Source organism: Christensenella intestinihominis (genome assembly GCF_001678845.1).
In the GTDB taxonomy this organism is placed as follows: domain Bacteria; phylum Bacillota; class Clostridia; order Christensenellales; family Christensenellaceae; genus Christensenella; species Christensenella intestinihominis.
Map to the genome: position 1 here is coordinate 428891 of NZ_MAIQ01000002.1, position 24920 is coordinate 453810.

Annotated in this window: 29 protein-coding genes, 1 pseudogene and 1 riboswitch; of the genes and pseudogenes, 9 read left to right on the forward strand and 21 right to left on the reverse strand. The window is 51.1% G+C overall.

Annotated elements, in window-relative coordinates; translation table 11 throughout:
* Position 1: 1 nt before the first annotated feature.
* The 4 genes from BBD38_RS04695 to BBD38_RS04710 form a co-directional block, all read right to left on the reverse strand.
* On the reverse strand, positions 2-223 hold the full coding sequence (locus tag BBD38_RS04695; protein WP_066685157.1) for an AbrB/MazE/SpoVT family DNA-binding domain-containing protein: 222 nt from the start codon (positions 221-223) through the stop codon (positions 2-4).
* A gap of 173 nt (positions 224-396) precedes the next feature.
* The gene (locus tag BBD38_RS04700) at positions 397-864 is read right to left on the reverse strand and encodes a VOC family protein (protein WP_066685159.1); all 468 of its coding nucleotides are present in this window, start codon (positions 862-864) and stop codon (positions 397-399) included.
* A 70-nt stretch (positions 865-934) separates the two neighbouring features.
* A complete protein-coding gene (locus BBD38_RS04705; RefSeq protein ID WP_066685161.1) occupies positions 935-1744 on the reverse strand; it encodes a TIGR03915 family putative DNA repair protein in 810 nt (269 codons plus the stop codon).
* Positions 1745-2045: 301 nt separating this feature from the next.
* On the reverse strand, positions 2046-3368 hold the full coding sequence (locus tag BBD38_RS04710) for a putative DNA modification/repair radical SAM protein (protein ID WP_066685163.1): 1323 nt from the start codon (positions 3366-3368) through the stop codon (positions 2046-2048).
* 194 nt (positions 3369-3562) lie between these two features.
* On the opposite strand from BBD38_RS04710, the gene BBD38_RS04715 reads away from it, so the two are divergent.
* Positions 3563-3769, forward strand: a complete 207-nt coding sequence (locus BBD38_RS04715) for a hypothetical protein (RefSeq protein WP_066685169.1) — start codon at positions 3563-3565, stop codon at positions 3767-3769.
* 235 nt (positions 3770-4004) lie between these two features.
* Here the strand turns inward: BBD38_RS04715 and BBD38_RS04720 are convergent, their stop codons facing one another.
* Positions 4005-4454 carry a hypothetical protein gene (locus tag BBD38_RS04720; protein WP_066685174.1) on the reverse strand — a complete coding sequence of 150 codons (450 nt, stop codon included), beginning with the start codon at positions 4452-4454 and terminating at the stop codon, positions 4005-4007.
* A gap of 12 nt (positions 4455-4466) precedes the next feature.
* Positions 4467-4715 carry a hypothetical protein gene (locus BBD38_RS04725; protein ID WP_066685177.1) on the reverse strand — a complete coding sequence of 83 codons (249 nt, stop codon included), beginning with the start codon at positions 4713-4715 and terminating at the stop codon, positions 4467-4469.
* Between the two features lie 293 nt (positions 4716-5008).
* Between BBD38_RS04725 and BBD38_RS04730 the strand changes: the two genes are divergently transcribed.
* From BBD38_RS04730 to BBD38_RS04740, 3 genes are all read left to right on the forward strand, one after another.
* Positions 5009-5335: a helix-turn-helix transcriptional regulator gene (locus tag BBD38_RS04730; protein ID WP_066685178.1), complete on the forward strand. Its 327-nt coding sequence runs from the start codon at positions 5009-5011 to the stop codon at positions 5333-5335.
* 124 nt (positions 5336-5459) lie between these two features.
* Complete coding sequence (locus tag BBD38_RS04735) at positions 5460-5915, forward strand: ImmA/IrrE family metallo-endopeptidase (RefSeq protein ID WP_147568083.1); 456 nt, start codon at positions 5460-5462, stop codon at positions 5913-5915.
* A 129-nt stretch (positions 5916-6044) separates the two neighbouring features.
* Positions 6045-8543 (forward strand): transporter substrate-binding domain-containing diguanylate cyclase, encoded by a 2499-nt coding sequence (locus BBD38_RS04740; protein WP_082989489.1) that lies wholly within the window; start codon positions 6045-6047, stop codon positions 8541-8543.
* Positions 8544-8605: 62 nt separating this feature from the next.
* On the opposite strand, the gene BBD38_RS04745 is transcribed toward BBD38_RS04740, so the two are convergent.
* The 4 genes from BBD38_RS04745 to BBD38_RS04760 all read right to left on the reverse strand — a co-directional run bounded on the left by BBD38_RS04745 (position 8606) and on the right by BBD38_RS04760 (position 13356).
* Entirely contained in the window at positions 8606-9265 is a 660-nt protein-coding gene (locus tag BBD38_RS04745) for an anaerobic ribonucleoside-triphosphate reductase activating protein (RefSeq protein ID WP_066685190.1), read from the reverse strand.
* Positions 9262-11361, reverse strand: coding sequence for a ribonucleoside triphosphate reductase (locus BBD38_RS04750; protein ID WP_066685193.1), 2100 nt, complete (start codon positions 11359-11361; stop codon positions 9262-9264). The genes BBD38_RS04745 and BBD38_RS04750 overlap by 4 nt, the downstream gene beginning before the upstream one ends.
* 155 nt (positions 11362-11516) lie before the next feature.
* A riboswitch (cobalamin riboswitch) is annotated at positions 11517-11680 on the reverse strand.
* 138 nt (positions 11681-11818) lie between these two features.
* A complete protein-coding gene (locus BBD38_RS04755; protein WP_066685196.1) occupies positions 11819-12589 on the reverse strand; it encodes a 4Fe-4S binding protein in 771 nt (256 codons plus the stop codon).
* A 5-nt stretch (positions 12590-12594) separates the two neighbouring features.
* A complete protein-coding gene (locus BBD38_RS04760; protein ID WP_235829097.1) occupies positions 12595-13356 on the reverse strand; it encodes a TetR/AcrR family transcriptional regulator in 762 nt (253 codons plus the stop codon).
* Between the two features lie 175 nt (positions 13357-13531).
* Here BBD38_RS04760 and BBD38_RS04765 point away from each other — a divergent pair, with 175 nt between their 5' ends.
* From BBD38_RS04765 to BBD38_RS04785, 5 genes and pseudogenes are all read left to right on the forward strand, one after another.
* Positions 13532-15841, forward strand: coding sequence for an ABC transporter ATP-binding protein (locus BBD38_RS04765; RefSeq protein ID WP_066685202.1), 2310 nt, complete (start codon positions 13532-13534; stop codon positions 15839-15841).
* Positions 15838-17706 carry an ABC transporter ATP-binding protein gene (locus tag BBD38_RS04770; RefSeq protein ID WP_066685205.1) on the forward strand — a complete coding sequence of 623 codons (1869 nt, stop codon included), beginning with the start codon at positions 15838-15840 and terminating at the stop codon, positions 17704-17706. The genes BBD38_RS04765 and BBD38_RS04770 overlap by 4 nt, the downstream gene beginning before the upstream one ends.
* A gap of 140 nt (positions 17707-17846) precedes the next feature.
* Positions 17847-18320: pseudogene (locus BBD38_RS04775) on the forward strand (YbaK/EbsC family protein).
* 44 nt (positions 18321-18364) lie between these two features.
* Positions 18365-18712 (forward strand): arsenate reductase family protein, encoded by a 348-nt coding sequence (locus BBD38_RS04780; protein WP_066685208.1) that lies wholly within the window; start codon positions 18365-18367, stop codon positions 18710-18712.
* Positions 18694-19239: a GNAT family N-acetyltransferase gene (locus tag BBD38_RS04785; protein WP_082989490.1), complete on the forward strand. Its 546-nt coding sequence runs from the start codon at positions 18694-18696 to the stop codon at positions 19237-19239. The genes BBD38_RS04780 and BBD38_RS04785 overlap by 19 nt, the downstream gene beginning before the upstream one ends.
* Here BBD38_RS04785 and BBD38_RS04790 read toward each other — a convergent pair.
* The 11 genes from BBD38_RS04790 to BBD38_RS04840 all read right to left on the reverse strand — a co-directional run bounded on the left by BBD38_RS04790 (position 19234) and on the right by BBD38_RS04840 (position 24762).
* The gene (locus BBD38_RS04790; protein ID WP_172807758.1) at positions 19234-19497 is read right to left on the reverse strand and encodes a hypothetical protein; all 264 of its coding nucleotides are present in this window, start codon (positions 19495-19497) and stop codon (positions 19234-19236) included. The two genes, BBD38_RS04785 and BBD38_RS04790, sit on opposite strands and share 6 nt — an antisense overlap.
* A gap of 108 nt (positions 19498-19605) precedes the next feature.
* Positions 19606-19812 (reverse strand): hypothetical protein, encoded by a 207-nt coding sequence (locus tag BBD38_RS04795; protein ID WP_066685211.1) that lies wholly within the window; start codon positions 19810-19812, stop codon positions 19606-19608.
* Between the two features lie 16 nt (positions 19813-19828).
* On the reverse strand, positions 19829-20071 hold the full coding sequence (locus tag BBD38_RS04800) for a hypothetical protein (RefSeq protein WP_066685213.1): 243 nt from the start codon (positions 20069-20071) through the stop codon (positions 19829-19831).
* Between the two features lie 142 nt (positions 20072-20213).
* Positions 20214-20501, reverse strand: a complete 288-nt coding sequence (locus BBD38_RS04805; RefSeq protein WP_066685218.1) for a hypothetical protein — start codon at positions 20499-20501, stop codon at positions 20214-20216.
* A 74-nt stretch (positions 20502-20575) separates the two neighbouring features.
* The gene (locus BBD38_RS04810) at positions 20576-21268 is read right to left on the reverse strand and encodes a PHP domain-containing protein (RefSeq protein WP_147568085.1); all 693 of its coding nucleotides are present in this window, start codon (positions 21266-21268) and stop codon (positions 20576-20578) included.
* A 24-nt stretch (positions 21269-21292) separates the two neighbouring features.
* A complete protein-coding gene (locus tag BBD38_RS04815) occupies positions 21293-21736 on the reverse strand; it encodes a hypothetical protein (protein WP_147568086.1) in 444 nt (147 codons plus the stop codon).
* A 71-nt stretch (positions 21737-21807) separates the two neighbouring features.
* Entirely contained in the window at positions 21808-22014 is a 207-nt protein-coding gene (locus tag BBD38_RS04820) for a hypothetical protein (protein ID WP_066685226.1), read from the reverse strand.
* Positions 21989-22243 carry a hypothetical protein gene (locus BBD38_RS04825; RefSeq protein WP_066685229.1) on the reverse strand — a complete coding sequence of 85 codons (255 nt, stop codon included), beginning with the start codon at positions 22241-22243 and terminating at the stop codon, positions 21989-21991. Before BBD38_RS04825 ends, BBD38_RS04820 begins: the two co-directional genes overlap by 26 nt.
* A complete protein-coding gene (locus tag BBD38_RS04830) occupies positions 22240-22569 on the reverse strand; it encodes a hypothetical protein (protein WP_147568087.1) in 330 nt (109 codons plus the stop codon). Before BBD38_RS04830 ends, BBD38_RS04825 begins: the two co-directional genes overlap by 4 nt.
* A gap of 87 nt (positions 22570-22656) precedes the next feature.
* Positions 22657-22875 (reverse strand): hypothetical protein, encoded by a 219-nt coding sequence (locus BBD38_RS04835; RefSeq protein ID WP_066685235.1) that lies wholly within the window; start codon positions 22873-22875, stop codon positions 22657-22659.
* Between the two features lie 12 nt (positions 22876-22887).
* Positions 22888-24762, reverse strand: a complete 1875-nt coding sequence (locus tag BBD38_RS04840; protein ID WP_172807759.1) for a hypothetical protein — start codon at positions 24760-24762, stop codon at positions 22888-22890.
* Positions 24763-24920 lie beyond the last annotated feature (158 nt).

The window sequence follows — 24920 nt, forward strand, 5'->3', positions numbered from 1 at the left end:
TTCAATTCCCTTCCGGTTCCTCCGGCTTTTCCTGCGCATTGAACACTTCCCTGGCAAAATCCAGGTAGGCGTCGTTTTTCACGATGGCAATGCCCTGCTTCACATCCGCGAGCAGCAGCAGCGTCTCGCCCGGATCGATATGGAACATGTCGCGCACCTCTTTGGGGATCACAACCTGCCCTTTCGACCCGACCTTAATGGTTCCCATATACTTGTCTTTCATGATTTCCCTCCGTTCCGAAAATTCATACTTTTCTTTTTTGTTACATAAATCATACTTTTCATACTAATCATACTTCATTCCATAACACCTGTCAATAAAAAACGGCGCGGCAAAAATATTTCCGGGCAACAAAAAAACAGCCGGAGCATTCCGGCTGTTTTTTGTATTCCCTGTCACTCCTTGCAACTTTCAATGAACTGTTCGGGCAGCATCGTGCGTTCCGCCACCTCGCGGACCGTCATGCCTTCGTCCAGGAAGCGCCTGCACACCACGCACATGTTTTCGCCCACCTCGATGATATGATGGTCCGGATCGTAAAAGCGCACGGCGCGCTGGCCCCAGCCGTGCTCCTGCACCGGATGCACATACTCGATATCCCGGCGGGTTTCAAGCCGCTTCAGGAAGGCGTCGAGGTCGTCCTCATCAAAATACATTTCCGCATTGTTGCCGCCGAACGAAATTTCGTCCCCGGTTTTGTGGATAAAGGCCTCCCACGATTCTTTCGTTTGCAGGGAAAGGCCCCCTGTCAATGTGATATTGGCCCCAAAGTCTGAGATGACGCCCAGGCCGAGCACCTCCCGGTAAAACGTGCGGGAGCGTTCAAGATTCGTTACAACAAGCAAAGGACCGGCAAATTTCATAAAAACCTCCTGTGGGCGTTTTGCCCGATTTTTTATAAGAGCCACTATTATGGCCAGTATACCAAACGGCTTATCCTTCCGGAAGCCCCCGTTCTATTTCCAGGGGACTTTTTGCGGGCGGCGCGGCCTGGCGGCGCAGCACATCCTTATCCACAGCGAATTCCGTCATGTTCTCCCAGTAACGCTTCGGCATCTGCGTCATGCGGCAGCGCGGATTTTCGCGTCCGGGGACGGCGATTGTGTTGTAAAACATACGCCACAGCGCGCGGAACCTGAGTTCCTCCTCGTCCGGGTCCGGCATCGTAAAGCGCTCGACCGAAAAGATTTGCGTTTTGCCGTGCTCGTACACCAGCACGTCTCCATGCGTTTTATCGTAAATCAGGAAATTTTCGTCCGGGTACCGTCCGCGGAAATGCGGCGCTAAGATGGGCAGCACATAATTTTTCGGCGTGATCTGCGTGACAAGGGCTTTATCGTAAATGGAGAAACGGATAAAGCCCGTTAAAAGATGGGCTTCGCCCGTCAGGTGCTTAACCGCCTTCATGAGGGTGTTCACCACGTCGTCCGCAAGCATACGCATCACTTTGGGGCCGTATTCATAGCCCATGCGCAAAAACAGCACGATGTATTTTTCCTTTTCCGGCAGGCAGGTAAGGAACGCCTTCCGCACAAAATCCAGCGCCTCCGCCCCCATTTTCCGGGGAATGGAGACGAGCACCCGCCGCGCATGCGCAGGGTTTGTCTCTACCGTGCGCGTCCCGAACATCGTCGTCTGGAAACGGTCGGGGCCGCAGACCCCGTCCGGCACCTCGCGGCGGGCAACGCTTTCAAACACGCAGCACAAGAGGCCGTCAAAGCTGCCGTCATATTGATAAACCATATCGTCCTCCACGTCGTCGCCCGCCTTTTCTGTTCGCTTCCCGGCCTATGCCGGAAGCCCACGATCCGGGCGGCTCCTCCTTTGCCCCACGCGCTCACCGCGCTCCGCTTGTTCAAGTGCGCCGGTGCCCCGTTATCAGGTAATAAGTGAAAAGCAATCGTGATTGTATTGGCTTCGTCAATACATACAATCCATGCGCGTCAGCGTATCCCGCACTTATTCCTTATTCCCTGTTATCTTTTATGCTCTTTGGCTTCCCTGCCGCTTCGCGGTATTGCTCCGGTATGCCGACCATATTCCGCTACATTTGCCCGGTCAGGCACTTCTGCAGTTCACCGGCGAGCGCCGCAGGCGGTTCAAAAAAGGAAACCTGCTTGCTGCCGTCCGCGGAATACCCGCTCTGCCGGTACATGGAAAGCGTCTTTTGGGACATCATCGACTGCAGCACCTCCTCCTGCGAAAACCGGACGCCGGACTCCATCCTTCCCCGGCAGGTAATGAAATATTTCGCGCGTTTCAGCACCACGCCGAGCTTTTTGAGCCCTTCAAAGGTAAGCGCGCACGTGCGCCGCGCGGAAAGGATGCGCCGCGCGCTCGTGACGCCGATGCCCGGTACGCGCAGGAGCTCTTCGTAGGACGCGCGGTTTACTTCCAATGGAAAATAATCCATATGGTAAAGCGCCCAGTTGCATTTTGGATCGATAAACGGATTGAAGGTCTGGTGCTCTTCGTCAAGGATTTCATTGGCCGTAAAATGGTAATAGCGCAGCAGCCAGTCGGCCTGGTACAGCCGGTGTTCGCGCAGCAGCGGCGGCTTGGTGTCGATGGCGGGCAGCAGCGAATGCTCCACAACCGGGATATAGGCCGAATAGAACACGCGCTTAAGCTGGTATTTTTTGTACAGCCCTTCCGCGAGGTTTAAAATATGGAAATCCGTCTCGGGCGACGCGCCGATAATCATTTGCGTGCTTTGCCCGGCGGGCGCGAACCGCGGCGCATGCTTATACAGCGCAAGCTCCTGCGTATTCTGGCGCTTCCGGTCGCGGATGAAGCCCATGGGGTTCAGCACCGCCTCCTTGGTTTTATCCGGGCAGAGGAGCTTTAGGCTGTTTTGCGACGGCATTTCAATGTTCACGCTCATCCGGTCGGCAAGCAGGCCGAGCCGGGTCAGGAGGACATCCGAAGCGCCGGGAATCGCTTTTGCATGGATATACCCGGAAAAATGGTATTCCTGCCGCAGGATACGCAGGGACTCGATCATCAGTTCACACGTATAATCCGGGCTGCGCACCACGCCCGAACTTAAAAAAAGGCCTTCAATATAGTTGCGGCGGTAAAAATGCATGGTTAGGTCCGCAAGCTCGCGCGGGGAAAACATCGTGCGCCTTACGTCGTTTGACTTGCGGTTTACACAGTATTTGCAGTCAAAAATACAATAGTTCGTCAGCAGCACCTTTAAAAGCGAAACACACCGTCCGTCCGCCGCGAAGCTGTGGCAGCAGCCGCCCGAGGTGGCGCTTCCCGTCTGCCCGCGTTTTGCAATGCGGTCCACCCCGCTCGAGGTGCAGGCAACGTCGTATTTTGCCGAATCGGTCAGTATTTCAAGCTTTGCAAACAGGTCCATACCCCGCCTCCTGTCCTTTATTATAATCTATCGTAACACAGGGAGGCTACAACCGGCGGTAAATCCATCCATTAAAATATGGAAACCGCCGTTTTTTTATTGCCGCTTCCACAATATTTTTATTTTTCGGAATAGGTTCCTTATATCGGGTTATCTATATACAAACACAAAACAAAGCAAAGGAGGAATCTGTTATGCAATATAAAGTAATCGTAAGGGACCGCGAAACCGGCGAGGAAAAATACATCGAGGGCCTTGGCAGGGCGGACGCGGAAAAGGAAGCGTCAGCCCAGGCAAGGAACGCCGGTAAGCTGGTTTATATCAGCTGGGTTGACGGAGGCCGCAGCGGCTACCTGAACCGCGACGGCGAAACGGAGGATTGCCCGGGCGAGCCCTGGTAATCCCGATATACAAAAGTTTTCTTTTTTTACAAGGCAGCCTATGGCTGCCTTGTTGTTTCCCCGGGAAGCCGCCTTTTGCCCGCGGGTTCCTGCCTCTTTATATCCGGCCGGGAGAAAATTGGAAAAGGACCGGTTGGCCGGTCCTTTTCCGGCAGTATTCCCCCCCTGCCCTGTTTTTATGATAGCACAGGCTGGCCCGGATTGTCCCGCCGTGTTTCGGACACCTGCCCGACATTTACCCCCTGCGCGCATCCTCTATCCGGTGCAGCAGCCGTTTTTTCAGGCGTTGGGTCTGGCGCTCGGAATACCCGATCATCTCCGCAATATCCGTTACGGAATTCTGGCCGATATACCTCAGCCTGATATATTCATGTTCATCACCGTTCAGTTCCGCGGCGCTGATCCACCGCTGCAATTCGTCAAATTCGGTATAAAGCCCTCCAAGCACATCCGCCGCTTTCGCAATACGCGCATCATAAATATCCACCATTTTTTGTACAATCCGGTATACCGGGTCGCCGCACGTCTTCATTTTCTGGCTTTCCCCTTCCAGCTTCGGCGCCCGCAGGAGGCTGTCCATACAGGCATATTTTTCAGCGGTCAGTTCCCGTATGTTTTTCCTGCATTCATCGATTTGGCGGTTCAGGCTGCCATACCGGTATAACATTTTTTCCGTTTCTTCCATTGCTTCCTCCTTTCAGCGCCGCCTTGCGTCCTCGAAATAAGCGACCAGACGTTCGCATTCCCGGATTTCCCGGTCATAATAATCGAGCACATCCTCTTTGAGGTCGATACAAAGGCCGCCCAGTTCCTCAATGTCCCGCCGTTCATCCTCGAGCATGCACAGCCGTTCTTCCACTTCTTCCTGCCGCGCGCATATCTCTCGGGGATATTCTTCCCCTGCCGCCATATAATTCCTGATATAGGGCGCGTCTGCGATCCTCATTTGAAGCCCCCCTCCCTTCGTATGCTGCGGGACGGCCTTTTCTTCCTCCGCCCCCGGTTCGCAATTTTAACGAATGATAAATCCAGCTCCGGTTTCTTCTTTTTCATGCTGCCCTCCAAATATTAGTTGAATTAATATTAGTTTACTTAATATTAACGCTGCCAATTAAATTTGTCAATACAAAAAATTAGCTTTACTAATATTTATTTTGTTGAAAAAGCGCGCTAAATTCAGTAAAATTAGAATATCAATAAAACTAATATAAATATTTCTAATATTCGAGGTATTCCCCCATGAATCGAATCAAGGAATTGCGTACGGGCAAGGGTATGAAGCAAACCGACCTTGCCAGGCAGCTTGGCGTAACGCAGGGCGCGTTATCCGGCTGGGAAAATGAAAACTATGAACCGGACATCAAGGCCCTCAAGAAGATGTCTGAAATTTTTGGCGTTTCCGTGGATTATATCCTGTGCCTGACGGACGAACCGGCGTCCGGGAACGGCGCGGATGAAACGCTTGTCGCGCTTTCCGCACCCAAGGGCTATGAACGCCTTACCGAGGACGAGCGCAGGGAAATCGAGGAAATCATCGCAATTTACAACAAGCGCAGGGATTCTTAAAAAATCTCTTCCAAAACGACATAGAGCGACACCAGAAGGTATTCCCCCCTGTTATAATAAATATGCGGCATGATGCAGCGGGCATAAAATATGCCTTACGTTTTTTAAAGGGTGGAACCATACGATGCTAAGCGATATTTTGGAAGAAGAACTCATGAAAAATAATATTTCCCTCGAGACCTATACGTTCCGCAGCGATTTTAACGCGCTTACCGTCGGAAAAACTATTTTGCTCAGTGATAGTCTCGATAATACGGCGAAACGGAACGCCGTCACCGCGCACGAGCTTGGCCACCAGTATACCTGTGCCATCAATCTCCTTGAGGCGGAGCCCCATATTCAAAATAAATATGAATATATGGCCGACCGCTGGGCGGCGCAGAAGGTCATGCCGCGGGAAAGGCTGCTCGACGGGTTTAAACGCGGCCTGCGTACCGTCCAGGAATTTTGCGATTTCCTTGAAATTGACGAGCTTTTTTTTCGCCGCGGCCTTGCGGTCTATTCCAAAATGTATGGTATCTCCCATACCTACCAGGGCTACGTATTCCATTTCGATCCTTTTGACATCCGTAATTTATAGGATTACCGCCTTGTAGTTGACAATTAAAAACATTATAATATAGGTATAGTATTGTATTTATGATTATGCCTGCCCGTGATTGCAGGCATTATAACGGCGTCCCTTTATGAAGGCTTTCTACCGGGATTTATGATGACAACGAAACTGCTGCAAAGAAAAACAAACCGACTGTTCCTTTTGCTGCTTGCCGTGTGCATGGTGTTTTCAGCCTGCCCGGCGCACGCGCAGGCCCTTTCCACGGAGGAGCGCGTCGTCCGTGTGGCTTATCCGCTCCAACCGGGAGTCACCGATATTGACGAGCATGGGAATTACACCGGTTATACCTATGAATACCTCGAAGAAATCGCGCAGTACACCGGCTGGAATTACGAATTTATACAGCTGCCCGGCACATTGGACGAAAACCTTTCCACTATGATGGAAATGGTGAAAAACGGAGAGGTCGACCTCATGGGGGCGATGGTCTATTCCGATGAGCTGGGAAAGCAGTTCGACTATGCCACATATAGCTATGGTTCGGGGGAAACCGTGCTCCAGACGCTCTACGACAGCCCGCTGGATACCACCATCAATTCCCAGGTGCAGCAAACCTTCCGGATTGCCGTGCTGGGCGAAGGCAGTGTGCGCGAACGCGAGCTGGAAAGCTTTTGCGAGATCAACCTGATTACCCCCGAGTATGTGCGCTGCGCGACCGAGGAAGGGCAGATGCAGGCGCTTCGGGACGGCCGGGCGGATATGATGCTCAATGCCAGCATGAACTATATGGACGGCGTGCGCACCGTCGCGCGTTTTGCGCCGAAGCCTTTCTATTTTGTTACCGCAAAGGGCAACGACACCGGCCTTATGGAGGAACTCAACGCCGCAATCCTCAGCATCGAGCAGGCCGATCCCGCCTTTCCCACAAAGCTGTATGAGAAATATTTCTCCCCGCCCAACGATACGCTGTATTTATCCGAATCGGAAACGGCCTACGTGGAAAATGCGGGAACGCTGAAGGTGGGGGCGCTTACCGGGCAGCCGCCCTACCAATACCAGGATGAAAACGGCCGCTTAACGGGAATTTCGATCGACCTGCTTACTTACATTTCCGAACATACGGGGCTGCGGTTTGAATTCATAACGGCGGCTTCCCTGGAAGAATTATATGAGCTTGCCCGGGCGGGAAAAATCGACATGATGGCCGGAATTCCTTACGATTACGATTTTGCGCGGGAACACGACGTTTCCATGGCGCAGCCTTACATTTCTTCGCAATACCTGATTATGATGAACGAGACCGCCAGCGAGGAATCGATCCGGGGCAAACGGCTCGCCCTGCTTTCCTCCAGCACCTACCGCGGCGAGTTCGTCGGCCAGGTTGTGCCCTTTGAAACCATCTCCGACTGTATCCATGCCGTCGTGGGCGGAAAAGCGGATTATACCTATGTGGATGCCTATACGGCCCAGTATTATACAAATTTGCCCCAATATAAAAATTTAAAACTTGTTCCCCAGACCTACGATCCGCGCAGGGTTTGCTTCGGCGTGGTCAAGCCGGGCAGCAGAGACCTTCTCTCCATCCTGAACAAGATAAACACAACGATTTCGGAAGTGGATATGCAGTCCATTATCAACCAGAATATTACCAAAAAACCGCCTTCCTCCCTCGGGGATTTCGTATTGGAATATCCGGTGGAATCCATGACGGTGATCCTTATCGTCGCCATTGCGATTATTGCGATTTTGCTTATCTTCCTGCGCCAGCGCGCAAAGATGAACAAAAAGAATGCGCTCGAACTGAAAAAGCATTTCCGGGTTTACGCGCTGATGAACGAATATTTCTTTGAATACAATTACAGCACGGACGTCATGATTGTTTCCACTCCGCCCAAGGAGACGGAAAAACAGCCGGACCTGCTTGAATTCGATTTTAAAAAACCGGTCGGGGAGAGAGAGGACGAACGCCGCGCCTTCCTCGGGATCATCCGTTCCGGCAAAGACGGAATCCACGAAGCCAGGCTTTTGTGTATCGACGACCGGCGGCATTGGCTGCGCATCGCCCTTGAAACCGTGTATGACAACGATACCCCCGCTTATGCGATCGGGAAAATCAATATCATCGACGAGGAGGTGCGGGAGAAGGAAACGCTCCTTGAAAAATCCCAGCATGACAGCCTGACGCATATTTATAACGCGGAAACAAGCTTCACCCTCGCGAAGGAGGCGCTGGAAAGCCTTAAGGGCGGGGAAACGGGCGCGCTTCTCCTCATCGATATCGACCGTTTCAAATCAATCAACGATACCTACGGACACCTGCAGGGGGACGAGATGCTGCGCCGCACCGCCAACCTCCTGCAAAGCAGCTTCCGGGAAGAGGATATCGTCGGCAGGCCGGGCGGCGACGAGTTCATGGTTTATATGAAAAGCGTCAGGGATTCCGGCGTCCTCGCGGATAAATGCGCCTACCTGTGCGCGAAAGCGCATGAAATTTTCGTGGCGCCGGAAAGGCATCTTACGTTCAGTATCGGCGCCGTCATTGCCGTACCCGGCACCAATTACGACGAGCTATACCGGCTGGCAGACCACGCCCTGTACCAGGCAAAGGAGCAGGGCCGCGATTCTTTCCGGCTGGCCGGGCTTGCGGAATAGCTTTTCCCGAAAACAAAAAGAGGCCGCTTCCATAGCTGGAAGCGGCTCTTTTGATCCTTGTTTCAGCACCGGGCAAATACGTTTGGCTGGATATCTTTCAGGTCCTCCGCCATCGACGCAATTTCCTGCGGCGTATAAATCCTCAGCTTTTCGATTCCCACCGGGCGGTAAAGCTGCAGCGCATAGAGGGGCAGCCTGCCGACCGCTTCCGCCATCCCGCGCAGTTCTTCCCTGCCGATTTGCGGAATCATCGTGGTACGCAGCTCCCATTCGGCATCCGAGGCCCGCAGCAGCCCAAGCGTTTCCAGAAAACCATCCGCCTGCGCGCCGCAAATCTCCGGGTAACGGGCAAGCGGCGCTTTATAATCCATCGCCACATAATCCACAAGGCCGCCTGACAGCAATCCGTCCACCACGCCGGGATTGCTTCCGTTGGTATCGAGCTTTACATCATAGCCAAGTTCCTTCACCGCGCGCGCAAACCCTAAAAGGTCTTTTTGCAGGGTGGGTTCCCCGCCCGAAATCACGACCCCGTCGAGCAGCCCCGCGCGCTTTTCAAGGAAACGCATGACCTCGCCGTTATCTTCAAAATCGGTGGCGGTCAGCAGGCCGCGGTTGTGGCAGAAGCCGCAGTCGTAATTACAGCCCGCCGTAAATACCACGGCCGCAAGGCGGTGCGGAAAATCGATGGTCGCCGTTTTCAGCAGTCCTGCAATATTCAAACACTGCTCTCCTTAATCTGGTATTTGACGCGCTCGTCATATTCCTTCTTTTTGCCCTTGTGGAAGTTCTGCACCGGGCGCAGGTAGCCGACCACGCGGCTCCACACCTCCGTATCCTTCCCGCATTCCGGGCAGGAAAACTGCTCGCCGTCAAGATAGCCGTGCTCCTGGCAGATGGAGAATGTGGGCGTAAGCGAGATGTACGGCAGCTTATAGTTGGTGAACACCTTGCGGATCAGGTTCTTTGCCACCTCTACATCGGAAATACGCTCGCCGAGGTACAGGTGCAGCACCGTGCCGCCCGTATAAAGGCTTTGCAACTCGTCCTGCAAATCCATCGTTTCAAAAATATCGTCCGTAAAGCCGACCGGAAGCTGCGTGGAATTGGTGTAATAGGGCACATCCTCGTCTCCCGCGCAGATGATATCCGGGTACTTTTTCTTGTCGAGTTCCGCAAGGCGGTAGCTCGTGCCTTCCGCCGGCGTTGCCTCGAGGTTATAGAAATGCCCCGTCTCTTCCTGAATCTCCGTCATCAGGTCGCGCATATAGTTCATAATGGAAACCGCGAATTCCTGTCCTTTTCCGGTTGTGAGGTCGGTGCCGTCGCCGTAGAAATTCAAAAGCGCTTCGTTCATGCCAAGGATGCCGATCGTATTGAAGTGGTTGAACCAATACTGGCCGGTGCGCATTTTCACATTGCGCAGGTAGTGCGCCGAAAACGGATACAGCCCCCGCTCCGTCTGGTGCTCGATTATTTTACGCTTGATTTCAAGGCTGTTCTTTGCCAGCATCACCATCTGCCACAGGCGCGCCTTGAATTCCCCTTCTGTTTTGGAAAGGTATCCGATGCGCGGCAGGTTGATTGTCACCACGCCGATCGACCCCGTCATGGGGTTGGAGCCAAAAAGGCCGCCCCCGCGCTTGCGAAGCTGCTTGGTGTCGAGCCGCAGGCGGCAGCACATGGAAAGCGCGTCTTCCGGCGAGAGGTCGGAATTGATATAGTTGGAGAAATACGGGATGCCGTATTTACACGTGATTTCCATAAATTTATTGACCACCGGGCTGTCCCAGTCAAAATCGTTGGTCACGTTGATGGTCGGGATGGGGAAGGTGAATACGCGCCCGTGCGCGTCGCCCTCGAGCATAACCTCGCAGAAGCACTCGTTAAAGAGGTTCATTTCCTCCTGGAACTCGCCGTATGTCTCGCGCCGGACCTTTCCGCCCACGATTACGGCCTCGTCCTTTAAGGTGCGCGGGACGATAATATCAAACGTCAGGTTCGAGAACGGGCACTGGAAGCCCACGCGCGTAGGCACGTTGATGTTGAAGATAAACTCCTGCAGCGCCTGTTTGACCTCTTTTTTGGTCATGTTGTCATAGCGGATAAAGGGTGCGCAATAGGTGTCGATCGACGACCATGCCTGCGCGCCCGCAGTCTCGCCCTGCGTGGTGAAGGTGGAATTGACCACCTGCCCCAGGAAGGAACGCAGATGGTTGGCCGGGGAAGATTCCACCTTTCCGGGCACGCCGCCAAAGCCGTCCGAAAGGAGCTGTTTCAAATCCCAGCCCGCGCAGTAGGGGCCGAAGAACCCGAGGTCGTGGATGTGGAACGCGCCGCTTGTGTGCGCCTCACGGACCTCCTGCGGGTATACCTCGTGCAGCCAATATTGCTTGGTAAACGTTTCACGCACATAATTATTCATACCGTTGATCGATTTCTGCGTGTTGGCATTTTCCTTGATCTGCCAGTCCTTATCGTCGAGGTAATCGGAAAACATATCGATTGTCGCGCCGATCAGGGCGTTGCTTTCCCTTGCCGCGCGGCGTTTTTCACGATACAGGATGTAGGCCTTCGCGGTTTTTGCATGTCCGCGTTCAATCAGCACCTTCTCCACGAGGTCCTGGATTTCCTCTACGCCTGCGGTATCCGCTTTCAGGCGCAGGTTAGCGAGGTCGACGACCTCCTCCGAGAGCTTTTGCGCCGTATCAAAATCATCCCCGCCCACAGCGGTGACGGCATTGAAAATGGCCCACGTGATTTTTTCCTTCTGGAAGTTCTCTGTTTTTCCGTTTCTTTTCCTGATTTGCGTAATCATTGATGGTTCTCCTTCTCCGGATAAAAGTTCATTTGACAAGCAGTATTGCGTCAATTGCCGTGCAAAAAAGCGGGCGCGTATTCATACGCGCCGGAATACAGGCCTTATGCTACCGATACCGATGGAAAAGACCGGGCCTAGGGATGCCATACTCCGTGGCGCTGTCGTTCCGGGCAGATATTCTGGCTCAAGCCTCAAACGCTTCGCACGCCTTCCCAGGGCTTCCCCCAGTGGCATTTGTGCGCCGCTCGGCTTTTACAGCGGCGGGACCGCGCAGGATTTCCACCTGACTTCCCTTGCCCAAAACACAAGATACTGTGTTCAAATATTTTTAAGATACGTATATATTGTATTGCTCAACCGGCAGAAAGTCAACCTAAATTTATCCGGATTTTCCCGTCCAATAAAAAAACGCCCAACAGAGCGTTTTTCATTCATTCAATTTGCATTTCCGCCTTCACGGGAGGAACAGCCTTGCTTCCTTTTCCGTCTTTGTAAGTTCTTTTTCCAGCTTGCGGGCCACCACGCCATATATGGGGCCGCCCACTTTCCGCGCCTGCGCGGGACACGCTTTCACACACGCAAGGCAGCGGATACACTTGGCCGCGTCCGTTTCCCGCGGCTTTTCCTGCGCAATCGCCCCCGCCGGGCATTCGCGTGCGCACACGCCGCATCCGGTGCATTTTTTGCTTCCCTTCGGCGTAAACGGCGCAACCTCAAACGTACGGTAGGGCCGGTTCCCCGGGACGGAGACCTTCCGCTCCCCCTTTTTCGCCATCGCAAGCTTAAGGCCCCTTCCGAATTTTTTCGCAAGCTTCAAATCTTCCGCATCCGGCCGGCCCCCGGCGATTTTTTCCGAAAAAGTGTGCTGGGCGATAAACGCTCCCGCACCCGCGCAGTAGAAGCCCTGCTTTTCGCACAAATCGGAAAGCTCCAGAAGCGCGTCGTCGAATTCGCGGTTGCCATAAACCGCCACAAGCACTGCGGGCGTATGGTTCCCATGCAGCCCACGCAGCATTTCATCCGGCAGCTGCGGAACCCTGCCGTAATAAACGGGCACTCCGACCACTACAAGGTCTTCCGCTGAAAATTCGTGCTCCTGCCCCCGCGCTTCCCTGTTTGCCAGGTCGATTTCTTCAAATTTTTCCGCGAGGCCCCGCGCCACCGCGCATACATATTGTTTCGTTCCCCCGGTGGGGCTGAAATAAATTGCCGTTACATTTCCCATTGCCTTCACTCCTTGCCGGACGGGCGCCGTCCCGCTTCCGTTTTTCCGCCCATTCTCCGCTTCATCTGCCGCAGTTCGTCTGCCCCGCACTTTCCGCTGCACTCCCCGTCCCGCTCCATCTGCGCTTCATCGCGCGCCCAGATGTCCATAAGGCTAAGCTTTGGATGGGCGCGGAGTTCCGGTTTTACATCCAGCATGGCCTCCACGCTGCTGCGAACATAAAGCGGCAAATCGAATGTGCCGTTGTGCATGCACCACATAAACAGGGTGCTTACAAATGTCTGGTGGATAATCATGCAAAGCGTTTTCGGATCGGAGGAATTCCTGATTTCGCCCGCTGCCTGGCCTTTTTCAATGATGCCGGCCTGCATTTTCATATGCTCGTTCCTGCGCCGCCCACCGCGGAACGTTCCCACGTCGTGGTTGATATTTTTGATAAAAAGCTGCCGGGAAATTTCGGTTCCGGATTCGCTTATACGGTCTAAAAAAGGTTTATAAGAGAGCCAGAGCTGTTCCACATGGTTTTTCGCGTTCAGCATCTGCACAAAATATTCTGTGCTGAGGTCATAGGGAACTTCGTAATAGTCCTTCAAAAGCTCGTCCTTGGATTTGAAATAATAGTAGAAGGTATGCTTGTTTACGCCGCTTTGTTCACAGATTTCATTGATCGTCACATTTTCAAAGCCGCGTTCCTGGAACAGCTTCAGCCCGATTTCCTTAATCCTTGTTTTGGTATCTTTGCTCGCCATTTTGATTACTTCTTTCACAAGATTCTAAAACGAGATTATCACATTTATGCAACCGCGTCAATATTTTTAATAAACTTATTGACATTTTTATGCAACCGCGGTATCATAAACGAACGGAAGTATCGGGAAGAATCGCCGCAGGTTTCCTGTGGCAGGAAACGGCTCTATATTAAGAAAGGAAAGACAACATTTTATGAGGCGCATCATCAAGTATATGAAGCCCTATGCCGCGCTTGTGCTGGCGGCGATCCTGCTCCTCTTCGGGCAGGCATACTGCGATTTATCGCTGCCGAACTATATGTCCAAAATTGTGGACACAGGCATCCAGCAGGGCGGGATAGAAAACGCGGTTCCCACCGCTGTGAGCGAAGGTACAATGAATACGCTCCTCCACTTCATGGACGAAAGCCAGCAATCCATGGTGCGGGAAAATTACACGCTGATCACGAAGGACAGCGCCGGTTACGACGCTTACCTGAAGGATTATCCCGCGCTCGCGGATGAAAACGTGTACGTGGAAAACAAGATGGACGACGAAACGAACGCATCCCTTAACACGGCGTTCTCCAAGGCATTTGCTTCAGTTTCGGCTGTGGACCAGATCGTGAACGCGTCAAAGGAAGGTTCGGATACCCTCGCGCTCGATAAACAGCAGAATGAGGACGGCTCCGAGAAAACCGCGCAGATTCCCGAGGGACTTCTGAAATTTATAGGCTATTATGCACAACAGCCTGAGGGAACGGAATTTTTTACCGCGCTTAACGCCTATCCGGATTCACAGAGCGTATACAGCGCGCTGTCCGGCCTTCTGGATGAAAAGCTCGGCAGTATGGACGCGAGCCTTATGACACAGACGGCCGTTCCGGCGGTCAAGCAGGAATACCAGGCCCTCGGCCTCGACACCACCGCCATCCAGCAGAATTATATCTGGCGGAACGGCGGGTTCATGCTTCTTTTGGCGCTCGGTTCCGCGGCCTGCACGGTTGTCGTGGGCCTGTTCGCGGCCAGGATCGGCGCGGGCATGGCGCGGGACCTCAGGGAAAAGACGTTTACCAAGGTGGAGAACTTCTCTAACGTGGAATTCGATAAATTCTCTACCGCATCGCTGATTACACGCAATACGAACGACGTGACCCAAATCCAGATGGTAATCATCCTGATGATCCGCATGGTGATCTATGCGCCGATCATGGGTGTGGGCGGCGTTATTATGGCGCTTAACAAGAGCGTATCCATGTCGTGGATTATTGCGCTCGCGGTTATTGTCCTGCTGGGCTTTATCGGCTCGATTTTTGCAATCGTAATGCCCAGGTTCAAGAAAATGCAATCCCTTGTGGACCGGCTGAACCTTGTAATGCGCGAAAGCCTTTCGGGCATTATGGTCATCCGCGCGTTCAACACGCAGAAATTTGAACTGGACCGGTTCGACAACGCCAACAAGGATTTGACAAAGAACCAGCTTTTCGTGGGCAGGGCCATGGCCCTGATGATGCCCATCATGACAATTATCATGAACGGTATTTCCCTCCTGATTATTTGGGTGGGCGCAAACCAGATTGCCGCATCCTCTATGCAGGTGGGCGATATGATGGCGTTCATGCAGTATGCAATGCAGATTGTGATGGCGTTCCTGATGATGTCGATGATGTTCATCATGCTGCCCCGCGCTTCCGTTTCCGCGCACCGTATCGCGGATGTGCTGGAGACGGAGCCGGAAATCCGCGACCCCAAGAACCCGAAGCATTTCAAGGACCCGAAGGGCCTGCTTGAATTCAAGGACGTATGCTTTGCGTATCCGGGTGCGGAGGATAACGTGCTGACCAATATCGATTTTACGGCAAAGCCCGGCCAGACCACGGCCTTCATCGGGCCGACGGGTTCCGGAAAATCCACCGTTGCAAACCTGATTCCCCGGTTTTACGACGTATCGTGCGGAAGCGTTACGATTGACGGGACGGACGTGCGCGAGGTGACGCGCCACGAGCTGCGCGACCAAGTCGGCTATGTGCCGCAGAAATCGATGCTGTTTTCGGGCACCATTGCCTCGAACCTGCGCCTTGGGGATGAAAGCGCGAGTGATGAAATGCTGAACACTGCCGCGGAAGAGGCGCAGGCGTCGGAATTTATCAACAAAAACGCGAACGGCCTCGACGCGGCAATCTCGCAGGGCGGCGCCAACGTGTCCGGCGGGCAGAAGCAGCGGCTTTCGATCGCGCGGGCGCTTGTGAAGGACCCCAACATTTATGTGTTTGACGACAGCTTTTCCGCGCTTGACTTCAAGACGGACGCAAAGCTGCGCGCGGCCATCCGTGAACAAACGAAGGATAAAACCGTGCTTATCATCGCGCAGCGCGTGGGCACGATTATGGATGCGGACCAGATCATCGTACTTGACGAAGGAAAAATCGTCGGCAAGGGTACGCATAAGGAATTGATGGAGTCCTGCGAGACCTACCGCGAAATTGCCCTTTCGCAGCTTTCGGAGGAGGAATTACAGTCATGAGTGAAAACACAACAAAACGGCCTCCGTCGGGGGCAAAACACGGACCCATGGGCCGGGGCGTGCCCATGACGGGCGCGAAGGCAAAGGATTTCAAGGGCTCTATGAGCCGTCTCCTGAGATATATCGGCAAATATAAGATTGCCGTAGTCGTCGTCTTTATCTTTGCGATTGCATCCGCCGTATTCTCAATCATCGGCCCGAAGCTGATGGGTAACGCGACGACCGTTCTCTTCGAGGGGGTCATGGGCCAGATCAGCGGGTCGGGCGACGGCATCGACTTTGTACGCATCAGCCAGATTCTTATCATGCTTGTCATCCTGTACGGCATCTCCGCTTTGTTCGGCTATATCCAGGGTTATATTATGACCGGGGTTTCCAACAAGGTGACCTACCGCCTCAGGAAGGATATCAGCGAGAAGGTCAACACCCTGCCGCTCTCTTATTTCGACCGGAACAGCCACGGCGACGTGCTGTCGCGCGTCACCAACGACGTGGACACCATCAGCCAGACGCTTAACCAGAGCCTCTCGCAGATCATCACGTCGATTACGATGGTGGTCGGCGTGGTCGTGATGATGTTCACCATCAACTGGATCATGACGCTGGTGGTGCTGTGCATCGTCCCGATTGCGCTGGTCCTCATTTTCCAGGTGGTAAAACGCTCGCAGAAATTTTTCAAACAGCAGCAGGATTACCTCGGCTCGGTCAACGGGCATGTGGAGGAAATGTTTGGCGGGCACAACGTAATCTCCGCCTATAACGGCGAAGAGGAAAGCATCGAAGTATTCCAGGGCGAAAACAAGAAGCTGTACGACGCCGCATGGAAGGCAAACTTCATGTCCGGCCTGATGCAGCCCATCATGGCGTTTATCGGCAACCTCGGCTATGTTGCGGTCTGCGTCCTCGGCGGCTGGTTCGCCGCGCAGGGCACGATTACGGTCGGTAATATCCAGTCTTTTGTGCAGTATGTGCGCAGCTTTACACAGCCGCTGTCCCAGCTTGCGAATATTTCCAATATCCTCCAGCAGACGGCAGCCGCGTCCGAGCGTGTGTTTGAATTCTTAAACGAGCCCGAGGAATCGCCGGATACAAGCAATCCCGTAGAGCTCGCCCATGTGGACGGCAATGTGGAATTCAAGGACGTGCACTTTGGCTATTCGCCGGATAAAATCATCATCGAGGACTTTTCGGCGAAGGTGAAGCCCGGCCAGAAAATTGCCATCGTCGGCCCGACCGGCGCGGGCAAGACCACCATGATTAAGCTGCTGATGCGCTTCTATGATCTGAACAGCGGCGAAATTCTGATCGACGGCCACAAATCGACAGATTTCACCCGTGCAGACCTGCGCCGCCACTTTGGCATGGTTCTCCAGGATACGTGGCTGTACAACGATACCATCATGGAGAACATCCGTTACGGCCGTATGGACGCCACCGACGAAGAGGTGATCGCCGCGGCAAAAGCCGCGCATGCGCACCACTTTATCAAGGCGCTGCCGCACGGGTACGAGATGGTGCTCAACGAGGACGCTTCCAATATCTCGCAGGGCCAGAAGCAGCTCCTGACCATTGCGCGGGCGATCCTTGCCGACCCGGATATGCTGATCCTCGACGAGGCCACAAGCTCGGTCGATACGCGCACCGAGGCGCTGATCCAAAAGGCGATGGACGCGCTGATGGAAGACCGCACCAGCTTTGTGATCGCGCACCGCCTCTCGACCATCAAAGACGCGGACCTGATCCTTGTGATGAAGGACGGCGACATCATCGAGCAGGGCACGCACGACGCGCTCCTTGCAAAAGGCGGTTTTTATGCGGACCTTTACAACAGCCAGTTCGCCGTGCCGGTGGTGGAAGCATCGTAAAAAGACAATTCTTATGCAGGAGAAGGGCAATTGCCTTTCTCCTGTTTTTTTGCATCCGGACAAATGGTATAATGAAAAAAGGAAGGTGTTATGGAAGAGCGCCGCCCAAAAATTACGATTATTTACTGGGAGTTTATCATATGGCAATCGACAAAGTAAAAGAATATTTCAAGGCATATGGCCGGGAAGGCGATATCCTTGAATTCGCAACCTCCAGCGCAACGGTGGAGCTTGCCGCGCAGGCGGTGGGCACGCAGCCCGCGCGCATCGCAAAAACCCTCTCTTTCCGGGTGGACGAATGATGCGTGCTGGTAGTGTGCGCGGGCGACGCAAAGATCGACAATCCCAAATACCGCGCGCAGTTTGCGTGCAAGGCGCGGATGCTCTCCGCGGACGAGGTGGAAAAAATGACCGGGCACGGGATCGGCGGGGTGTGCCCGTTTGCCAACCCCAAGGGCGTAAGGACCTATCTCGATATTTCCCTCAAACGGTTTGACACCGTTTTTCCCGCGTGCGGGAGCGCAAATTCGGCCATCGAGCTTACCCCGGACGAGTTGTTCCAATATTCAAACGCTGTGGAATGGGTGGACGTATGCAAGGGCTGGCAGGAGTGAGCCCCCGACCGTTTCCCATACTTTAAAAAAAGAGGAGAATTGTGATGTTACTGGTTTGTTACCCGAAATGCGGCACCTGCAAAAAAGCGGAGGCATGGCTTAAGGAACGCGGCCTGGCTTATGATTACCGCGACATTAAAACGGAAAATCCGTCTGAGAGCGAATTGCGCGAGTGGTACAAAAAAAGCGGCCTGCCCTTAAAACGCTTTTTCAACACCAGCGGCCTCGCCTATAAAAGCATGAATTTGAAAGACAGGCTTCCTTCCATGACGGAAGACGAGCAGTTGGCGCTCCTTGCGACGGACGGCATGCTCGTGAAGCGGCCGATCCTGGCCGGACCGCACGGCGTGCTCGTCGGTTTTCGCGAGAAGGAATGGGACGCGGCGCTGTGACAGATATCCTGCGCTTTGAGCCGCCCTGCGCGGCGCTTCGGGAAGCCGCCCTTGAATACAGGCAGGAGCACCGCAATTGCGGGGAAAAGGAGCTGCACGGCAGCGCCCTCCTGGGCGAAATCGAGGACTATTCCGAGTGGCTTGCCCTATGCGGGAGAAACGCGGACGCCAAAACCGTTTCCCCGGATTGGGTGCAGTCGAGCACTTTTTTTGCCGTCCGTGAACGCGACGGGCGGATTGTCGGCATGGCCGATATCCGCCATGTATTGAACCGGTTTTTACGGACCTACGGCGGGCATGTTGGCTATGGGGTGCGGCCCTCCGAGCGCCATAAGGGATATGCCACGCAAATCCTTGGCATGGCGCTTGACGCCGCACGGGAAATTGGCCTTACGCGCGTGATGCTTTCCTGTTATGCGGATAACCTTGCCTCGCGCCGGACGATCCGCAAATGCGGCGGCAGGCTGGAACGTGAATTCGTATATGTGGACAAGCGAACCGTGGAGGTCTACTGGATCGAACTATAAGCCGTCCGCCGGATTCGCATTATTATAATAAATACTATCGTAAACTCTCTGCGCTTTCCGTCCAAGATCGTTCAAATTATAGTTTTCATCAAAACCTTTATACATTATTAGGTCGTCAATAACTCTCAAAACTTTTTTTATATCTTGCTCGGTGAAAATATCTTTTGCGTTTTCAAAATTCTCCATAATGAACTCTTTATCTTGTTTGCTGAATTGAATCATTTTCCAGACCTTTCTTCCGCTTTGCCATTCGGCCAAAATAATACTGATCCACATCAAAATCAAGGCCGTATGCCGCCCTCTCATCTTCCCGTAAATATTCACGAATGATAGTCTATGCTCCTTTTTCCTCCCCTATGTCCCTATTTAATTGTTGCAATAAATACTATCATAGACTCTCTGCGCTTCCCGTCCAAGATCGTTTAGGTTATAAAATTCGTCAAATCCCTCCCGGTCTATAAAAAGGTGTAACGCTTTTAAAATTGGCCGCCTATCAGTACTATTTAGCAATTCTTCCCAATTTTCAAAATTTTCTTTTATAAAATTAATCTGCTCCTGATTTAATCTTATCATTCCGATAATCTCCGTTCTAATTGCTTTTCCTAAAAAAGGGCAATAAATCAATTTCTGACTTTACATAAACTGCCCCTATGTCTTTATCATTATATACAATAATTTTTTTCCCATTATAATCGTAATATTGCAATAAGGATGAATCCACATCTTGAATCAGGTTTCCCTTTTGGATATTTGTTACATTTTTTTCTAATGCCTCGCACTGTTTATAAAAAACTCCTTCATTCGCTTGATTGCATATCGTATATTCAAACATAATTTCATTTCACTCCTAATATTGTATTAACAATTAAGGGCATACCACATAGTTTGGATATTGGTTATTCTTCATGATTTCTTAATGCCTCCATTAATCTGATAATATTTTCCGTAAATTCTTCCTTTTGTCTTATGTTTATTTAGTATTCATCGGCATTTCGGAAAATGATTTGTATATCATTTCCTACTTTCTTCCACAATGCAAACGTCATAAAATCATCCCACTGATCGCTGATTCCCTTTTGGGACATCCATTCTTTTTGAAATTCTGGTATGAATTCATTCGGAATCAGCCAACCGAACAAATCCTCTCCTTCCATTTCTTCCGTCTCAAAATCGCGGCCTTCCGCTGATTGTACGAAAAATTTCCCTTGTGCTACTTTTGCGGCATTTTGTACTTTTTCAAAAAAAATATCGAATTTATCCATAACGATCATTTCCCCTCATGAACTATAGAAGATATATCCTCGGCTATCTTCTACGAAATGATATATGTTTCCGTCTATTTTATGACATCCAACCGTTTTAGATATTGTCCCACAATTTTATTTGCTTGGCTTAACCGTCCCATTGGATAATCCATTAAGGTATGACTGTCTGTTCCAATGCTTACCTTAATACCATTGCAGTTCAGTTTTTTTAAAATATCTTTTACATCTTCTTTTTCATATTCATCAACATATCTGTAAAAATCATATGCTTCTCCAATATTCATCTCCCAAAACAGATTGTTTTTATTCATAAAAGCCACAGCATTTTCTGTTGGCGCTGTATGTGCCAGCCCTTTTCTACATTGTATCTTCCGAATATTATTTAATATATAAGAGACGTCCATATCATCCCTTACATTGTTATAATCTTCTATTAAAATATAGTCTAACTTATTTACTTTTTTAATCAAAGTGTCGTCCCACATTTGATTGAATGCAAAAATAGGGACTTCAAGTCCTTTTGCCAAACAAACCGCAGGGGCGTATATGTTGCCGAACTTATTAAGTTCGGCAACATATGTATCCAAATCATTCTCATTTAGCGCCTTTGTTTCCCCTGCCAAAAAATGGTCGCAAATTCCTATAACTCCAATTCCGCATTCCTTGGCGTGTTCCATAATTTCAGCAACACTATTTTCTCCATCCGACCAAAATGTATGGTTATGGAGGTCCATCATCTTATCCGACTTTTTCTTTTCAGTCATTCCAAAATTGGTCTTCATTTTGATTTAGTCATCTCTACCTAGCTTTTTGTCTCGTTCATCTATTCTCTTAAAGTAATATCGATCAACATCAAAATCAAGCCCATATGCTGCCCGCTCCTCTTCCGGCAACTCATCATGTATGATAGTTAGTACTTCCATATAGGCAAGTAGGCTCCCGAAATTGTCTAAAGAATGCTTTTCAAGCAATAATTCTTCCATCAAATCCTTAATTTCTTCAACTAAATCCAACACAAAATAATTCATTTCTCTTTTATTTATTCCAAAGCCCCTTTCCTGCAAGATTCCTTTCATAATAGACGCTTCCTGTGCGTTTCGCGTTGCGTCATATTTTCCATTATGCTTTCCGCCGTCTTTTGCGGTGATATTATATGCATTGTCGGTTATTATTATATCACCGTTATCGCCTGTTTTATACCATTCTTCATTGCCTTGCACCAGTTCCTGCAAGGAATAGCTGCAAACACGCATACAGAAAAAGGAGCATATCTATGCTCCTTTTTCCTCCCCTATGTCCCTACTTAATTGTTGCGATAAATACTATCATAGACTCTCTGCGCTTCCCGTCCAAGATCGTTCAGGTTATAAAATTTGTCAAATCCCTCTCGGTCTATAAAAAGGTGTAACTCCAGTAAAATTCGATTAACATCTTCTTCTTGAAGCAATTCTTCCCAATTTTCAAAATTTTCTTTGATGAATTTTTCATCTTGTTTGCTGAATTGAATCATTTTCCAGACCTTTCTTCCGCTTTGCCATTCGGCCAAAATAATACTGATCCACATCAAAATCAAGGCCGTATGCCGCCCTCTCATCTTCCCGCAAATATTCACGAATGATAGTCAGTACTTCCATGTAAGCAAGGATTTCTCCATACACAACTTCGTTTTCTTCTTCTTTCAGAAGGTCCTCTAGCCATTCCTTCACTTCGCTGATTAAATCCAGTGCTAATCCGTTCATTTTATTATCCCCCTTTCCCGTAAAATCCCTAGCATAATAGACGCTTCCTGTGCGTTTCGCAGTGCATCTTTTCTCCATTTTTCTAAAGACCATATTTGCTTATTCAGAGGCTTCTGGTTCCAATTTTCTATATACCGCTCAGGATGTGCAATTTTATCATGATGTAACTCTACTTGGTAAACATAGCTATTATAAGCCTTATTCACCTGATTATCCTTCCACTTCAAAGCATTAACATACTTTCCATTATGCTTTCCGCCGTCTTTTGCAGTGATATATGCATTGTCAGTTATTATTATATCACCGTTATCATTCGTTTTACGCACGAAATTTCCCCAGATTGTTTCCTGCGCCGCAAACGCACAACAAAAAAAGGAGCACATTGCTGTGCTCCTTGTTCCGCAGTTTTTTAACTATTCATTGTTCGCATTGTTGTAATAAATGCTATCATAGACCCTCTGCGCGTTCCGTCCGAAATCATTCAAATTATAGTTTTCATCAAAACCTTTATACATTATTAAATCATCAATCATCTCTAATATTTTATTTATATCTTGCTCGGTAAAAATATCTTCCACATTTTCAAAATTCTCCATAATGAACTCTTTATCTTGTTTGCTGAATTGAATCATTTTCTACTCTCCTTATTTGAAATATTTAGGATTACATTGTATCAACATTCCTGTGTCCGGATTAATTCTTACGATACAATTCTTTCCTTTATATATGACCGATTTTAGCCCATTACTACTAATTTGAACTTGACTAACAGAAACAGGATTTTTTAACGCCTCCAACGCGTCTTCTATCATAACGCCCCGGCGCATCCCAGATATCGGAATATCGTTCGCTGCCTGCTGGCCTATGATCCTGTCCACAAAGTGCGATACAAATCCCTTGATTTCTACTCCGTCTTTTGTTTGCTGTCCTACAATCGAAGCGTCTATCTGTCCGCTGGTATCTTTATACTGCTTATACCCCACCAACACTGATATATCTTCCTTGTCTACCGCCCGCATATATCCATCCATCAAATATGCTTCTTTCGGGTCAGTATAGCGCAATTCATTGTATTCGGCAAGGCTTTTCGGCGCTCCTTCCATATTATAGGCCTCAATCAGGCTTTGATACTCCGTCTCGCTGCTGATCTGGGTATACGGCTGATAGGTGTCCGACGAGATGCTTTCTGTGTAAACATCGTTCGTCCTCCCGCCTCCCGTCTTGTCAAACACCATTCCCGGCGTTCCGCTTTCCACGTCTCCCGCCGGGAACCTCGCGCCCTCCGGCGTCACGTATTCCATTCCGGGATTGTAGGCGCTTCCCTCCGGCGTTTGCGGCAGTTCTCCCGGATTCAGTCCGCGTTCCTTGGCGATGATTTCATTCGTTTCTCGCACGAAATTTTCCCAGATTGTTTCCTGCGCTTTTTTCAGCCTGCTGTTTTGGAACCGGTGCGTCATGATTGCCAGCGCCTGCGCCGCCGTCCCCTCGATTGCGCCGCCCGCCGCCGATGCCGCCATTTCCATCACCGGCTGCCGCACGAAAAATTCCATGTTTGCTTCCCGCGTCGCGGCTTCCTCGTTCAGGCCGTTTGCCATCAGCCCACTGCGGAACTGCTCGTAATAACTGTTTTCCCCCATCACATACATATCTGCCAGTGTCTGTGTATAGCTGCTCACAGCCGCTTCCGTCACTTCCAGCCCGGCCTGCTTCAGCATCCCCTTTGCGAACGCTATCCCACTTTCAGGCGCGCTTCCGGCAAGTTTATAAAATTCCTGCGCCGGGATTGCCGACATTGCCGCGTCCACCGTTCCGCTGATGGCTCCCGCCTGCATCATCTGGTCTACGTTCCCGCCACGTTTCCCCACGCTATACATCGTGTTTCCCGCCGTCTGCGCGCCGATCAGGGCCGGAGCCACCGCAGGCCCTGCCATCATCATCGGCAGGGTTTTCCCAATCCCGAGACCCATATCCACAATTGCAACCATCTCCGGGGATAATCCTTCCACCAGCGCGTCCCGCGTAATCTGTTCGTTGCGTTTCAGGTTCCCCGAAACGCCGTACATATTCACGTTGCGGTATTCCCCTGTCACCGCATTCTGGATTTTTTGGCCGATGGTCTCGCCCACCATCCCAAAGGCCCCGGCAATACCGCTCATTATGTTGCTTCCCGCTTCATAGGCGCGCATAATTCCGCTGTCGTTCTCCGCCATGAATGCCGCCCGGTTTTCTGCAATAAAGTCGCTCTTCCGTTTGTCAAGGTCGCGCTCGAGCAGCTTGTAAAATTTATCGGCCTCCTCGGGCGCGCCGATGCCGTAATAGTAATTGATGATATCCCGTTCGCCCTCCGTCATAAACGCTTCCTTGCGGATAAACGCCCCTGCCAGCAGGTCGCCCCCGTCCACCATCGCCACCATTTTCTGCTGCTCCGGCGTTCCGTTCTGCGCAAGATTATTGAGAAGGTTATCGTCGCTATAGGCCTGTTCATATTTGTTGTCTTCCGCCTTCTGCCCGGCCTCCACGATTGCGTCGAACCGTCCGGGGTTTTCCTGCGCATGGGAAATTTCCCGCTCGATATCCTCCAGCTTGAATATGTCGTTCGCCTGCGTTTTTGGGCCCTTATGTTATTGACCTTCGTCTGCCTTGCCTGGTTTCCGGCCACCAGTTCGTTATATTTGTT

Coding starts and splice junctions, on each gene's coding strand:
- BBD38_RS04705 (WP_066685161.1), bottom strand. CDS start 1,744: ATGGTTTATCAATATGACGGCAGCTTTGACGGCCTCTTGTGCTGCGTG.
- BBD38_RS04805 (WP_066685218.1), bottom strand. CDS start 20,501: ATGGATAAATTCGATATTTTTTTTGAAAAAGTACAAAATGCCGCAAAA.
- BBD38_RS04835 (WP_066685235.1), bottom strand. CDS start 22,875: ATGATTCAATTCAGCAAACAAGATAAAGAGTTCATTATGGAGAATTTT.
- BBD38_RS04735 (WP_147568083.1), top strand. CDS start 5,460: ATGCTAAGCGATATTTTGGAAGAAGAACTCATGAAAAATAATATTTCC.
- BBD38_RS04810 (WP_147568085.1), bottom strand. CDS start 21,268: ATGACTGAAAAGAAAAAGTCGGATAAGATGATGGACCTCCATAACCAT.
- BBD38_RS04725 (WP_066685177.1), bottom strand. CDS start 4,715: ATGAGGATCGCAGACGCGCCCTATATCAGGAATTATATGGCGGCAGGG.
- BBD38_RS04795 (WP_066685211.1), bottom strand. CDS start 19,812: ATGATAAGATTAAATCAGGAGCAGATTAATTTTATAAAAGAAAATTTT.
- BBD38_RS04750 (WP_066685193.1), bottom strand. CDS start 11,361: ATGATTACGCAAATCAGGAAAAGAAACGGAAAAACAGAGAACTTCCAG.
- BBD38_RS04820 (WP_066685226.1), bottom strand. CDS start 22,014: ATGATTCAATTCAGCAAACAAGATGAAAAATTCATCAAAGAAAATTTT.
- BBD38_RS04740 (WP_082989489.1), top strand. CDS start 6,045: ATGATGACAACGAAACTGCTGCAAAGAAAAACAAACCGACTGTTCCTT.
- BBD38_RS04785 (WP_082989490.1), top strand. CDS start 18,694: ATGGGACGCGGCGCTGTGACAGATATCCTGCGCTTTGAGCCGCCCTGC.
- BBD38_RS04715 (WP_066685169.1), top strand. CDS start 3,563: ATGCAATATAAAGTAATCGTAAGGGACCGCGAAACCGGCGAGGAAAAA.
- BBD38_RS04720 (WP_066685174.1), bottom strand. CDS start 4,454: ATGGAAGAAACGGAAAAAATGTTATACCGGTATGGCAGCCTGAACCGC.
- BBD38_RS04825 (WP_066685229.1), bottom strand. CDS start 22,243: ATGAACGGATTAGCACTGGATTTAATCAGCGAAGTGAAGGAATGGCTA.
- BBD38_RS04770 (WP_066685205.1), top strand. CDS start 15,838: ATGAGTGAAAACACAACAAAACGGCCTCCGTCGGGGGCAAAACACGGA.
- BBD38_RS04765 (WP_066685202.1), top strand. CDS start 13,532: ATGAGGCGCATCATCAAGTATATGAAGCCCTATGCCGCGCTTGTGCTG.
- BBD38_RS04780 (WP_066685208.1), top strand. CDS start 18,365: ATGTTACTGGTTTGTTACCCGAAATGCGGCACCTGCAAAAAAGCGGAG.
- BBD38_RS04730 (WP_066685178.1), top strand. CDS start 5,009: ATGAATCGAATCAAGGAATTGCGTACGGGCAAGGGTATGAAGCAAACC.
- BBD38_RS04800 (WP_066685213.1), bottom strand. CDS start 20,071: ATGTTTGAATATACGATATGCAATCAAGCGAATGAAGGAGTTTTTTAT.
- BBD38_RS04695 (WP_066685157.1), bottom strand. CDS start 223: ATGAAAGACAAGTATATGGGAACCATTAAGGTCGGGTCGAAAGGGCAG.
- BBD38_RS04710 (WP_066685163.1), bottom strand. CDS start 3,368: ATGGACCTGTTTGCAAAGCTTGAAATACTGACCGATTCGGCAAAATAC.
- BBD38_RS04755 (WP_066685196.1), bottom strand. CDS start 12,589: ATGGGAAATGTAACGGCAATTTATTTCAGCCCCACCGGGGGAACGAAA.
- BBD38_RS04700 (WP_066685159.1), bottom strand. CDS start 864: ATGAAATTTGCCGGTCCTTTGCTTGTTGTAACGAATCTTGAACGCTCC.